This window comes from Streptomyces sp. NPDC006743, assembly GCF_040703815.1.
Taxonomy (GTDB): domain Bacteria; phylum Actinomycetota; class Actinomycetes; order Streptomycetales; family Streptomycetaceae; genus Streptomyces.
Genome location: NZ_JBEYJA010000018.1, coordinates 20472 through 33976 on the forward strand (window position 1 = coordinate 20472; position 13505 = coordinate 33976).

Consider the following 13505-nt stretch of genomic DNA (forward strand, 5'->3'; position numbering starts at 1 on the left):
GTACGGATATGCAAGTACAACACGGAGTCAGGGCCTCGAGGAAGACCGCTGTTCCCGTGACCAAGAACCTATGGGGATTCCCCGGGCATGCGCAAACTATTTTTCCGACGAGTTCGCATCAGCCGTCGATCACTTCGCCCGTACGCTCCTGACCTGTGCAGATGGCGAGAACATCGGCTCCGTGACGGCGCAGCTTACGTGTCCCCACACCGGGGATGCGCGCCAGCTCGCGGGCGTCGTCGGGGGCGGCCTCGGCGATCGCCATCAGGGTCCTGTCGGTGAAGACGCAGAAGGCGGGCTGCCCGCTGAGCCGCGCCTGCTCCTCCCGCCACTCGCGCAGCCGCTCGTACAGGCCCTCGTCCATGTCGGAGGGGCAATCGTCGCAGCGCATCAGTTTCATCTCGCCGGCGTCGGTGAGGGTGCGGCCGCAGACCCGGCACCGGGCCGGAACCCGCTGCGTCCGCCGGGGGGCGGCCTGCGTCCCCCGGGCCGCCGCTCCCGCGGCCGGCGCGGTCCCGCGTTCGATCCCGCCGGCCGCGCCCCGGCCGCCCCGGCCGGCCGCGGCGGCCGAGCCGGGGCGCAGTCCGTCGAGGAACCGGCTGGGGCGACGGCTGGGCCGACCGCCCGGCGTGCGGGTCAGGGACCAGGACAGGTGCAGGCGCTCGCGGGCGCGGGTGACGCCGACGTAGAGCAGGCGGCGCTCCTCCTCGATCTGTTCGTCCGTCCTGGCGTAGGTGATGGGGATCATGCCCTCGCCGACGCCGACGAGGAAGACGACGTCCCATTCCAGGCCCTTGGCCGAGTGCAGGGAGGCGAGGGTGACTCCCTGGACGGTGGGGGCGTGCTGGGCGTTCGCCCGTTCGTCGAGTTCGGCCACGAGGTCGGCGAGGGTGGCGCCCGCCCGGGCGGCGGCGAAGTCCCGGGCGAGGTTCACCAGCGCGGCCAGCGACTCCCAGCGCTCCCTGACGGCACCCGAGCCGGCCGGGGGCTGGGCGGTCCAGCCCTCGCCCGACAGCACGGCACGCACCTGGGAGGGCAGGTCGACGGCCTCGTCGAGGAGGGAGTCGTTGCCTCCGAAGCGGGCGGCGGCCCGCAGGGCGACGCTCGCCTTGCGGACCTCGGGCCGGTCGAAGAAGCGCTCGGCGCCGCGCAGCTGGTAGGGCACCCCGGCGTCCGCCAGGGCCTGCTCGTAGATCTCGGACTGGGCGTTCGTCCGGAACAGGACCGCGATCTCGCTCGCCGGGACCCCGGAGGCGATGAGGTCGTGGATGCGGCGGGCCGCGCCCTCGGCCTCGGCGGGCTCGTCCGCGTACTCGGTGTAGTCCGGCTCCGGGCCCGCGGGGCGCTGCGAGACCAGTTCCAGCCGGTGGTCGGCAGCGCGGCCGCGTGCCTGGGCGAGCAGCCCGTTGGCGAGACGGACGACCTGGGGAGTGGAGCGGTAGTCGCGGACCAGTTTGACGACGGTGGCTTGCGGGTGCCGGACGCGGAAGTCGAGGAGGTGGTCCGGAGTTGCTCCTGTGAACGAATAAATGGTCTGGCTGGCGTCACCGACGACGCAGACGCTGTCCCGCTCCCCCAGCCACAGTTCCAGCAGGCGCTGCTGCAGGGGGCTGACGTCCTGGTACTCGTCCACCACGAAGTGCTGGTACTGGGCGCGGACCTGTTCGGCGACGTCGCGACGGTCCTGGAGGATGGCGACGGTCAGCAGCAGGACGTCCTCGAAGTCGATGACCGAGCGGTCCCGCTTGAGGTCTTCGTAGACCGAGTACAGCTGGGCGACCTCGGCCGGGTCACGGGGGGTTTCGCGGCCGGCCTTCGCTGCTGCGAGGGCGTAGTCGGCCGGGACGGTCTGGGTGACCTTGGCCCACTCGATCTCAGCGGTGACGTCCCGCAGCTCGCCGCGGTCCAGCCGGATGCGGCAGGCCGCGGCCGCGTCCGCCACGAGCTGGATCTTGCGGTCCACGAGCCGGGGCATGGTTCCACCGACCGCTTTCGGCCAGAAGTACTGGAGCTGACGCAGGGCGGCGGAGTGAAAGGTGCGGGCCTGGACGCCCGTGGCACCGAGCTGGCGCAGCCGGCCGCGCATCTCGCCCGCGGCGCGGTTGGTGAACGTGACGGCGAGGACGCTGGAGGGCTGGAGGATCCCGGCGCGCACGCCGTAGGCGATCCGGTGGGTGATCGCGCGGGTCTTTCCCGTCCCGGCTCCCGCCAGCACGCACACCGGGCCGTGCAGCGCGGTGGCGACCTCGCGCTGCTCGGGGTCGAGCCCTTCGAGCACCGCGTCGGCAGAGTCCGGTACCTGCGGGAAGAGGGTGGAGTGCGTTGCTGCTGTCACACAGCCATGCTGCCAGGTCGCGGGAGACGGGTGAGCTGGTTGTCCACAGGCGGCCCCTCGCGGTCGTACTAATGCGACGGGACTCACCCGCCTCACCCGGGCGCCCATACCCCCCGTGGGAATGCCGGGGGCGGTGACGTACGTTCATCGACTGCGACCACTACGTCCCCGACCCGCTGAAGGAGCGCGAGAGACATGCCGGGCACTGTGACGATGTACAGCACCACGTGGTGCGGCTACTGCCGCCGGCTCAAGAGCCAGATGGACCGCGAAGGCATCGCGTACAACGAGATCAACATCGAGCAGGACCCGGAGTCGGCGGCCTTCGTCGAGAAGGCGAACGGCGGCAACCAGACGGTGCCGACCGTGCTGTTCGAGGACGGGTCGACGCTGACGAACCCGTCGCTGGCGCAGGTCAAGCAGAAGATCGGCGTCTGAGTCCGTCCCCTGCCCCGGGCGGGGAACCGTGCTCGGGCACGCGCGGAAGGCGGCCCCCGTGATCACTGGATCACTCGGGGGCCGCCTTCTTGCGCCTGCGGGACCGCGGCCGTGGGGCTCGGCGTTCTCTCCTGCCGGACTGCCGCGCTCGGCGCGGGCCCGGCGCGGCCTGGGCCTGGGCCTGGGCCTGGGCCTGGGCCTTGAGCTTGGGCCTGGAACGAAGCCTGGGCCTGGGCGTGGCTCAGACGAAGGTCCTCGTCGGCAGCGGCTTGCCGTACCAGAGTTCGATGAGCCGGGCCGCGATGGAGATGCCGTAGGGCGGCAGGACCTCGCCGGACTCGAACGCCGCGCGCAGCTCCTCGCGGGAGAACCAGCGGGCCTCGTGGATCTCGTCGCCGTCGACGTCGATGTCGGTGGAGGTGGCGTGCGCCATGAAGCCGAGCATGAGGCTGGAGGGGAACGGCCAGGGCTGGCTGGCGACGTACTCGACCTCGCCGACGGCGATGCCGACCTCCTCGTGGACCTCGCGGCGCACCGACTGCTCGATGGACTCCCCCGGCTCGACGAAACCGGCGAGCGTGGAGAAGCGTCCCTCCGGCCAGTGCATCTGGCGGCCCAGGAGGATGCGGTCCTCGTCGTCGGTGACCGCCATGATCACCGCGGGGTCGGTGCGCGGGTAGTGCTCGGCGCCGCAGGCCGGGCAGCGGCGGATGTGGCCGGCCGCGGCGATCACGGTGCGCTCACCGCAGCGGGAGCAGAAGCGGTGCAGCCGCTGCCAGTTCTCCAGGGCCACCGCGTGCACCATCAGACCGGCGTCGCGGGGCGACAGCAGCAGGCCGGCCTCGCGCAGTCCCGCCGGGCGCGCGGACTGGTCCATCCGGCCGGGCAGCGAGTCCTTCTGCAGCGCGAAGTAGCTGACGCCCTCGTCGTCGGTGCCGAGGAAGTAGCGGTGCGCCTCGGTGAGGGGGGCCTCGAAGGACGGCGTCATGACGAGTTCGGTGCGGCCGTCGGGTGTCTCGTCGATGAGGGCCTGGCCGCCGGAGACCACGAAGCAGCGGGTGGTGGGGTGGCTCCATGCCGCGGCGAGCCAGGCCTCGTCGAGCCGGTGGTGGGCGGCCCGGTCGATGCCGCTGGGCGCGGTGAGCGAGACGGGGCGGTCTGCGGTGTGGTCGGTCCAGGTGGTCACGGGTGCTTCCAACTCCCCCGGTGCAACGGTTGATTCGGCGGCGGTTCAGCGGGACGTACGGCAGGAGGGGGCCGGGTGCGGCGGGACGGCAAGGGCGCGGGGCGGCCCCTCCAGTGTGCCCTCGTGCGGCGGCGTCCCGGACGGCGGTGGGTCAGGGAGCATCGCGCCAGTGCCCGGCGAGATCGCCCCACAGGTACGCGCTGGTCTCGACGCCCTTGAGCAGCAGGTCCAGCTCGACCTTCTCGTTCGGGGCGTGCCAGCCGTCGGAGGGGACGGAGATGCCCAGGAAGAGCACGGGAGCGTCCAGCACCTCCTGGAGGTCGGCGGCCGGTCCGGAGCCGCCCTCACGGGTGAAGCGGACGGGGGTCTGGAAGGCCCTGCTCATGGCACGGACCACGGACTGCAGCGCCGGGTGGTCCAGCGGGGTCAGGCACGGGCGGGTGGCCGCGCCGAACACCGTCTCGTGCCGGATCCCGTCGGGCACCTGTTCGTCGATCCAGGCGCGGACGGCCTTCTCGACGTGGTCGGGGTCCTGGCCCGCGACCAGACGGAACGACAGCTTCACCATGGCCGTGGACGGGATGATCGTCTTGCTGCCGGGGCCCTGGTAACCGCCTCCGATGCCGTTGACCTCGGCGGTGGGGCGGGCCCAGATGCGCTCCAGGGTGGTGTGACCGGCCTCACCGTGCGTGGCGTACGACCTGGCGGTGCGCAGCCACTGCGCCTCGTCGAAGGGCAGTTCGGCGAAGAGGGCGCGTTCGCGGTCGGTCAGCTCCACAACGCCGTCGTAGAAGCCGGGGACGGCCACGCGCGCGTGTTCGTCGTGCAGCGCGGCGACGAGGCGGGCAGCGGCGGTCGCCGGGTTGGGCACGGCGCCGCCGAAGGAGCCGGAGTGGATGTCCTGGTCCGGGCCGTACAGCCGGATCTCGCACTCGGCCAGTCCGCGCATGCCGGTGCACACCGTGGGGGTGTCCTCGGACCACATACCGGTGTCGGAGACGATCACCGCGTCGGCGGCGAGCCGGTCGGCGCGGCTGTCGACCAGCGCGCGGAAGTGCGGGGAGCCCGACTCCTCCTCGCCCTCGATCAGCAGCTTGAGGTGGACGGCCGGGGTGGTGCGCCCGGTGGCGGCCAGGTGGGCGCGGACACCGAGTGTGTGGAAGAACACCTGGCCTTTGTCGTCGGCCGCCCCGCGCGCGTGGAGCCGGTTGTCCCGGACGACCGGTTCGAAGGGCTCGGTGTCCCAGCCGTCCTCGCGGGCGGCGGGCTGCACGTCGTGGTGGCCGTAGACCAGGACGGTGGGGGCGCCGGGGTCGTCCGAGGGCCACTCGGCGTAGACGGCCGGGGCGCCCGGGGTCTGCCAGACCTCGGCGGTGGGGAAACCGGTCTCCCTGAGCTTGGCGGCGAGCCAGTCGGCGCTGCGCCGTACGTCGGGCGCGTGGTCGGGCTGGGCCGACACGGAAGGGATGCGCAGCCACTCGGCGAGGTCGTCGAGGAAGGCGGCGCGGTGCTGCTCGATGTACGTGCGGACGGCGCTGTCCGGGGTCTGGCTCATGCTCCCGAGCCTATCGGCCCGCGGGGACATCCGGTTCGGGCGGTTCGTCACACTGCGGAGCGGGCCGCGGCCGGGGCGGGGGGCCCTCCTGCGCGCCGGGCCGGGGTTCGTCCAGCAGCAGCCGTTCCAGCGCGGCCCGGTCCGGCAGCGGGTCCGGGCGTACGACCTCTCCGGTGCGTACGTACACGAACGCTGCCGCGACCCGCTCCAGGGGCAGCCCGTGCCGTTCGGCCCAGGCCAGCCGGTACACGGCGAGCTGGAGCGGGTCCGCCGTGCGGGAGCGGTGCGTCTTCCAGTCGACGATCTCGTACGTCACCTCCGGGCCGTCGCCCTCCTTGTAGACGGCGTCGATCCGGCCGCGGACGACACGGCCGGCGATCTCCAGCTGGAAGGGCGCCTCGACGCGGTGGGGGGTGCGGCGGGCGTACGGGGTGCGTTCGAAGGCTGCCTTGAGGGCTTCGAGGTCCTGCTCGTCGAGGATCTCGGCGTCGGAGCCGGGCAGCTCCTCGGGCTCCAGCAGGGGCAGGGTGAGCGCTTCGAAGCGGGTCTCGACCCAGGCGTGGAAACGGGTGCCACGGCGGGCGGCCGGCTGCGGGGGGAGCGGCATGGGACGCGCGAGTTCCCGTGCGAAGCCGTCCGGGTCGGCCGCCAGGCGCATCAGCTGGGAGGCGGTCAGGGTCGCCGGCAGGGGGACGTCGACGACGCTCTGCCGGGCACGGCGAAGCTCTCCGGTGAGTGCGTCGAGGTCGCGGTCCCAGGAGGCGACGGTGCGGGCCTCTTCCGGAGTGAGGTACGCGGGTTCGGGCTCCGGGGCGCGTTCCGGTTCATGTCCCGGCGCGCGGTCCCGTCCGTGTTGATCGGGGGCGGCTTCCGGGGCGGGTGGCCGGCGGGCTCGGGGGGTGCGTCCCTCACCGGAGGCCGCCTGGTGCGGGATCGCGGGGGCGGGGCGGTCCGCGCTCCAGGAGTCCCAGTCACCGGGATCGTCCTCGGCGGGGACGCCGTCGTCGAAAGGCGGTACGTCGTCGAAAGGCGGCGCGTCGTCGAAGGGGGGTGCCTCGTCGTGAGAAGGCGCGTCGTCCTCCGGGGGCGGGGGCCAGTCCGGGTCGTCGTGGGAGTCCGGTGTGTGCGCGGCCGGCGGGAGGCCGTGGGTGTCCGCGCGGGCGGCGAGGTCGTCGAGGTGGGCCAGGACCGTCGCGGCGGCGGCGCGGCGGCGGGCCAGGGCCGTCTCGTCCAGCGGCAGGGGCCAGACCTGGTCGGCCTCGGCCCGGTGCAGGACCGGGTTCTCCTCGTCCTCGCCGGGTCGCTCCGCCCAGACCTCGGTCTCGCCGTACCCGGCCGCGCAGTGGTCGTGCAGCGCCAGCAGGAAGTCGGAGGGGCCGCGAGGCTTCTTCTGGTTCGGTCCCCACCAGTGGCCGGAGCCGAGCAGCAGGGAGCGCGGGCGGGTGAAGGTGACGTAGCCGAGGCGCAGCTCCTCGGTGTGCTGGTGGTCCTTCATGGCCTCGTGGAAGGCCTTCATGCCGCGTGCGTCCCAGATGCCGACGTCGGGCAGGGTGTCGGCGTCGCCGCGCAGGGCGTGCGGGAGGACCTTGCCCTGGCTGGTCCACTTCTCCCGGCCCTGCCCGCTCGGGAAGGCACCGGTGACCAGACCGGGGACGGCGACGACGTCCCACTCCAGGCCCTTGGAGCGGTGGGCGGTGAGCACCTTGACCGTGTTCTCGCCGCCGGGCAGCGCGTTGTCGAGGCCCTTCTCGTACTGGGCCGCAGTGCGCAGGAAAGCGAGGAAGGCCAGCAGGGACGCCTCGCTCTCGTGGGCGGCGAAGGAGGCGGCGACGTCCAGGAAGTTCGACAGGGTCTCACGGCGGCGGGCGGCCAGGGCGTGCGGGGACGCCGACAGTTCCACCTCCAGGCCGGTGACGGCCAGCACCCGGTGCAGGACGTCCATCAGCGGGTCGGACAGGGAGCGGCGCAGGTCGCGCAGCTCGGCGGCGAGCCGCGCGAAGCGCACGCGCGCGTCCGGCGAGAACGGCAGCCCGTCGTCGCCGCCCCGGCCGTCCAGGGGTGTCTCCAGGAACGTGTCGAGGGCGTCGGCCAGGGAGACCACCTCGGCCGGGTCGACACCTTCGACCGCCTCGGCGAGCCGCCGGTCCGGGTCGTCGTCGCCGTCCGCGCGCGCGTGGGCGACGAGCAGCCGCGCCCGGCGTCCGAGGAGCGCCAGGTCGCGGGGGCCGATCCGCCACCGCGGGCCGGTCAGCAGGCGCACCAGGGAGGCGTTGGCCCCGGGGTCCTGCAGGACCTCGCACACGGCGACGAGGTCGGCGACCTCGGGCAGGTGGAGCAGCCCGGACAGGCCGACCACCTCGACCGGGACGTCTCGGGCGACCAGGGCGCCCTGGATCTCGGCGAAGTCGGTCGCCGTGCGGCACAGGACGGCGATCTCACCGGGTGCCTTCCCGGTGCGTACGAGGTGGGCGATCGAGTCGGCGAGCCACTCGATCTCCTCGGCGTGGGTGCGCAGCAGCGCGCAGCGCACCAGTCCGTCGCGTTCGGCGCCGGGGGCGGGGCGGAGGGCCTCCACGCCCGCGTGCATGGCGCGCAGCGGCTCGGCGAGGCCGTTGGCGAGGTCGAGGAGCCGGCCGCCGCTGCGCCGGTTCTCGCTGAGGGCCTGCCGGGTGGCGGGCTCGCCGTCGGCGTGGGGGAAGTGCTCGGGGAAGTCGTCGAGGTTGGCGACGGAGGCCCCTCGCCAGCCGTAGATCGCCTGGCAGGGGTCGCCGACGGCGGTGACGGGGTGGCCCGTGCCGTCGCCGAACAGGCCCGCGAGCAGGAGGCGCTGGGCGACCGAGGTGTCCTGGTACTCGTCCAGGAGGACCACCCGGAACTCGTCGCGGAGCACCCGGCCGACCTCCGGGAGGCGGGCGAGCTGTGCGGCGAGCGCGATCTGGTCGCCGAAGTCCAGCAGGTCGCGCTCGCGTTTGGCGGCCCGGTAGCGCAGCACCAGCTCCGCCAGGTCCCGGCGGGCGGCGGCCGTCTCGGGGACCTTGCGCAGGTCGGCGTTGGTGAGCTTGGCGCCCTGGAGGGTGTCCAGCAGCCCGGCGTCCCACGCGCGCAGGTCCTCGGGTCGCACCAGGTGCTCGGCCAGCTCGGCGTCGAGGGCGAGGAGGTCGCTGACCAGGTCCGGGAAGGAACGGGTCAGTGCCGGGTACGGGCCGGGGGCCTCGCGCAGGACGCGCGCGGCGAGCTGGTAGCGGGTGGCGTCGGCGAGCAGGCGGGTGGTGGGCTCCAGGCCGATGCGCAGGCCGTGGTCGGTCAGGAGACGGCCGGCGAAGGCGTGGTAGGTGGAGATCACCGGCTCGCCGGGCGGATGGTCGGGGTCGATGGCGTCGGGGTCGGTGACGCCGGCCCGGACCAGTGCCGTGCGGACCCGCTCGGCCAGCTCACCGGCCGCCTTGTTGGTGAAGGTCAGGCCGAGGACCTGCTCGGGGGCGACCTGGCCGGTGCCCACCAGCCAGACCACGCGGGCCGCCATCACGGTCGTCTTCCCCGACCCGGCTCCGGCCACGATCACCTGCGGGGCGGGCGGCGCGGTGATGCAGGCCGTCTGCTCCGGGGTGAAGGGGATCCCGAGCAGTTCCTTGAGCTGTTCGGGATCGGTGATACGGGCGGGCACGTCGAAGAGGCTAGCGGCGGGCACTGACAACCGGTGCCCGGTTCACCTGCCGCAACCGGAGAAGCGCAGGTCGGCCCAGGTGGTGCAGTTCGTCACGCGGGCCACCGGGCTCGCTCGCCACCGGGCGGGCCGGCCCGGGTCACTCGACGACCTGGCGGCCTTCCGGCCGTGCGCTGCAGGAGGCGCGGAACGCGCAGTGGGTGCAGTGCTGCCCCGCCGTCGGCGTGAACCGCTCGTCGAGCACCTTCCCGGCGGCGGTGGCCAGCAGGTCACCGACCCACTCCCCCTCCAGCGGCTCCTGGGCCTGCACCTTCGGCAGGGTCTCCCCGCCGTCCCGCTTGGCCGCGCCCTGCCGCAGCTGGACCAGTTCGGCGCCGCCCGGCTCGGGCCGGTTGCCGTCGAAGGCGTCGTCGACGGCGCCTTCGCGGACGGCGAGCTGGTAGACGGCGAGCTGGGGATGGCGGGCCACCTCGGCGCCGGTGGGTGCCTGTCTGCCGGTCTTGAAGTCGACGACGTAGGCACGGCCCTCGCCGTCGGCCTCCACCCGGTCCATGGAGCCGCGGATGCGCACCTGGTGGCCGCCCGCGCTCAGCGTCACGTCGAAATCGTGCTCGCTGGCCACCGGTGTCCGGCCGGCACGGTCCAGGACGTGCCATTTCAGGAAGCGTTCGAGCGCCACGCGCGCGTTGTCCCGCTCCTGCCGCGACTTCCAGGGCGCGTCGAAGGCCAGGGCGTTCCAGACGGTCTCCAGGCGCTCCATGAGGACGGCGAGGTCGGCGGGCGTCCGGCCGGAGGCCACCTCGTCGGCCAGGACGTGCACCACGTTGCCGAAGCCCTGGGCGGCGCTGGCCGGGGCGTCCGCCTTGACCTCGCGGCCCAGGAACCACTGCAGGGCGCAGGTGTGGGCGAGCTGGTCGAGGGCGCTGCCGGAGAGCACGACCGGCTGGTCGCGGTCGCGCAGCGGAACCTTGCTCTCGGTCGGTTCGGCCATGCCCCACCACCGGTAGGGGTGCGCCGAGGGGACCAGCGGGCGGCCCTCCTCGTCGGCGAGGGCGGCGAGCCGGGCCAGACGGCGGGCGGCGGCCTCGCGCAGGGCGTCGGACACGCGCGGGTCCACGGTCGTGGCGCGCAGCTCGGCGACCAGGGCCGCGACGGACAGCGGTCGGCGGGGGCGGCCGGTGACGTCCCTGGGTTCGACACCGAGTTCGGTCAGGAAGCGTGAGGGCTGGTCGCCGTCGTCCGCGGGCGCCTTCACCGCGGTCACGACCAGGCGTTCACGCGCGCGCGTGGCGGCCACGTAGAAGAGCCGGCGCTCCTCGGCCAGCAGGGCGCCGGGGGTGAGCGGCTCGGCGAGACCGTCGCGCCCGATGCGGTCCGCCTCCAGCAGGGAGCCGCGGCGCCGCAGGTCCGGCCACAGCCCTTCCTGGACGCCCGCGACGACGACCAGGCGCCACTGGAGACCCTTGGAGCGGTGCGCCGTCATCAGGCGCACCGCGTCCGGGCGCACGGCACGCCGGGTGAGCGTGTCGGCGGCGATGTCCTGGGCTTCGACCTCCTCCAGGAAGTTCAGCGCGCCCCGGCCGCCGGTGCGCTCCTCCGCACGCGCGGCGGTCGCGAACAGCGCGCACACGGCGTCCAGGTCCCGGTCGGCGTTGCGGCCGGCGGCGCCGCCGCGCCGGGTGGCACGCTCCAGGCGCGCGGGCCACGGAGTGCCCTCCCACAGGTCCCACAGCGCCTCCTCGGCGGTACCGCCGCCCGCCAGGCGCTCCCTGGCCTTCCTGAGCAGCGCGCCGAGACGCTGGGCACCGCGCGCGTACGCGGGGTCGTGGGTCACCAGGCGTTCGGGTTCCGCCAGTGCCCGTGCGAGCAGGTCGTTCGAGGACGGGGGCAGGGGGTTGCCCGCGGCGCGCTCCTCCTCGCGCAGCGCGCGGCCGAGGCGGCGCAGGTCGGCGGTGTCCATGCCGGCGAGGGGCGAGGCCAGCAGGGCCAGCGCGGTTTCGGTGTCCAGCCAGCAGGGGCCGGCCTGCGCGGCGGTCCCGGCGGCGGCCGTCCGCGGGGCCTCCCGCGCCCCGGTGCGGCCGGGTCGCGCGGCAGCCACCGGGGCGGCGGGCTGTTCGATGCCCTGTTCAAACTGTTCGAGGCCCTGTTCCACGGACTGTTCGGCGGGCGCCGTCACGGCGCGCGGGGCCGCTTCGGCCGTCGCCACCGCGCGCAGTGCGGTCAGCAGCGGCGTGACCGCCGGTTCGTGGCGCAGCGGCAGGTCGTCGCCGTCGACGTCCAGCGGCACACCGGCGGCCGTCAGCGCGCGGCGCAGGGTCGGTATGGTGCGGGCGCCCGCGCGTACCAGTACGGCCATCTCGCCCCAGGGGACCCCGTCCTCCAGGTGGGCACGGCGCAGGATGTCGGCGATGTTGTCCACCTCGGTGCCCGCCGTCGGGTACGTGTGGACCTCGACGCGCCCGCCGTCCGTCACCGGGATCAGCTCCCGGTGGGCGCGGACCTTGTCGGCCGGGAGCCGGGTGAGGGGCATGCGCCGGGTGAGCAGGCGGGTGGCGGCCAGCAGCGCACCGCCGGAGCGGCGGGAGGTGCGCAGCACGGCGACGGGGGCGGGGCGGCCGTCCGCGCGGGGGAACGTCTGCGGGAAGTCGAGGATGCCGTTGACGTCCGCGCCCCGGAACGCGTAGATCGACTGGTCTGGATCGCCGAAGGCGAGCAGGGTCCTGCCGCCTCCCGCCATCGCGCGCAGCAGCCGTACCTGCGCCGGATCCGTGTCCTGGTACTCGTCCACGCAGACGACGTCGTACTGCGCGGCGAGCCGCTCGGCGACGTCGGGGCGGCCGGCGAGGAGCACCGCGCGGTGCACGAGTTCGGCGTAGTCGAGGACGCCCTGGAGGTCGAGGACGTCGAGGTACTCGGCGAGGAAGGCGGCGGCGGCCTGCCAGTCGGGGCGGCCGATGCGGCGCGCGAACGCCGCGAGCGCGTCGGGGCCCAGGCCCAGTTCCCGGCTGCGGGCGAGGACGGCGCGGACCTCGTCGGCGAAGCCGCGGGTGGTCAGGCAGGCGCGCAGTTCGTCGGGCCAGCGCACATGGGCCAGGCCCAGTCGTTCCAGGTCGACCTGGCCGGCCAGGAGGTCGCGGACGGTCACGTCCTGCTCGGGTCCGGACAGCAGCCGCAGCGGCTCCACGAACAGACCGGTGTCCTGGTGGGCGCGGACGAGGGCGTAGCAGAAGGAGTGGAAGGTGGTCGCCCGGGGCGCACGGGCCGCTCCGACCCGCTGGGCCATGCGGTCGCGCAGTTCCATGGCGGCCTTGCGGCTGAAGGTCAGCACCAGGATCCGCTCGGGGTCCTGTCCCCGGGCGATCCGTGCGGCCACGGACTCGACCAGGGTCGTGGTCTTGCCGGTGCCGGGGCCCGCGAGGACGAGCAGCGGACCGGCCCGGTGGTCAACCACGGCACGCTGGGCGGCGTCCAGTCGAGGGGGGTCAGGCCGGGCCGGCGGGGTACGCACCAGTCGGTAAGCGCCACGGTCCCCCTGCCGCACCTCGGGGTGCGGCAGGTGCCTGGTGGAGGAAGAGGAGCTCACGTGGTTCGCCGGTCCTGGTGGGTGTGCTGGGTTGGGTCGCGGCCGAGGCCGAGCGCCGTGGCCGCCGGGGAGGCCCGCCGGCCGCGGCGGGCGGTGGCCTCGGGGTGAGGGGGACACGCTCGGCCGACGCTACGCCCGCGCCCCCTGCGGAAGCGGGGCTTCCGCTGCTTCCCCCGGGCCGGGCCGCTCTCGTGGCCGCCCCCGGCGGACGCGGCGCGCGCCGCCGTCGCATGGGTCCCTCGATGCACGAACGTACGGCATTGCGCGGGCGTGCCGGGATTCGCTCGTACGGGTCCCGGGCTCCCCATCGGAGGGCCGGATGGCGGAAGCTGTCAGGTGTGACCCTGCGCACGTTCGCCGCCGTCGCCGTCCCAGCGGGCCCGCCGCATGTCGAGCCGGGGAAGGTGGCCCTCGGCCGTCCTGCCCGTCTGGCGCAGCGGCGTGCCCTCGGAGCGGTAGTGGGCGAGCGCTCTCAGTTCGTGCCCCGGGAGCAGGACGCCGTCCGCGCGGACGACCCGCCACCAGGGGACGGCTCCGCCGTAGAGCGCCATGACGCGGCCCACCTGGCGGGGCCCTCCCTCCTCCAGCCACTCGGCGACGTCCCCGTACGTCATGACGCGGCCGGCGGGGATGCCCTCGGCGACCTCCAGGACCCGCTCGGCGTACTCGGGCAGCGCCCCGGGCGCGCCGGGGCTGCCGTCGTCCGCAAGGCTCACTTCGCTCATCCCACCCATCCTGCCCCAT

At 74.3% G+C, this 13505-nt stretch carries 7 protein-coding genes; 1 reads left to right on the forward strand and 6 read right to left on the reverse strand.

Going from position 1 to position 13505, the window contains the following annotated elements; all coding sequences use genetic code 11:
- Window positions 1-118: 118 nt before the first annotated feature.
- Window positions 119-2443: an ATP-dependent DNA helicase UvrD2 gene (locus tag ABZ719_RS17165; RefSeq protein ID WP_366725997.1), complete on the reverse strand. Its 2325-nt coding sequence runs from the start codon at window positions 2441-2443 to the stop codon at window positions 119-121.
- 87 nt (window positions 2444-2530) lie between these two features.
- Between ABZ719_RS17165 and ABZ719_RS17170 the strand changes: the two genes are divergently transcribed.
- Window positions 2531-2773: a mycoredoxin gene (locus ABZ719_RS17170; protein ID WP_037852025.1), complete on the forward strand. Its 243-nt coding sequence runs from the start codon at window positions 2531-2533 to the stop codon at window positions 2771-2773.
- A gap of 241 nt (window positions 2774-3014) precedes the next feature.
- Here the strand turns inward: ABZ719_RS17170 and nudC are convergent, their stop codons facing one another.
- The 5 genes from nudC to ABZ719_RS17195 all read right to left on the reverse strand — a co-directional run bounded on the left by nudC (window position 3015) and on the right by ABZ719_RS17195 (window position 13486).
- Window positions 3015-3959, reverse strand: coding sequence for an NAD(+) diphosphatase (gene nudC, locus ABZ719_RS17175; RefSeq protein ID WP_366725998.1), 945 nt, complete (start codon window positions 3957-3959; stop codon window positions 3015-3017).
- 151 nt (window positions 3960-4110) lie between these two features.
- The gene (locus tag ABZ719_RS17180; RefSeq protein ID WP_366725999.1) at window positions 4111-5514 is read right to left on the reverse strand and encodes a dipeptidase; all 1404 of its coding nucleotides are present in this window, start codon (window positions 5512-5514) and stop codon (window positions 4111-4113) included.
- Between the two features lie 10 nt (window positions 5515-5524).
- The gene (locus ABZ719_RS17185; protein WP_366726000.1) at window positions 5525-9178 is read right to left on the reverse strand and encodes a UvrD-helicase domain-containing protein; all 3654 of its coding nucleotides are present in this window, start codon (window positions 9176-9178) and stop codon (window positions 5525-5527) included.
- Window positions 9179-9317: 139 nt separating this feature from the next.
- Window positions 9318-12761: an ATP-dependent DNA helicase gene (locus ABZ719_RS17190; protein ID WP_366726001.1), complete on the reverse strand. Its 3444-nt coding sequence runs from the start codon at window positions 12759-12761 to the stop codon at window positions 9318-9320.
- A gap of 332 nt (window positions 12762-13093) precedes the next feature.
- Window positions 13094-13486 carry an MGMT family protein gene (locus ABZ719_RS17195; protein ID WP_366726002.1) on the reverse strand — a complete coding sequence of 131 codons (393 nt, stop codon included), beginning with the start codon at window positions 13484-13486 and terminating at the stop codon, window positions 13094-13096.
- Between the last annotated feature and the right edge of the window lie 19 nt (window positions 13487-13505).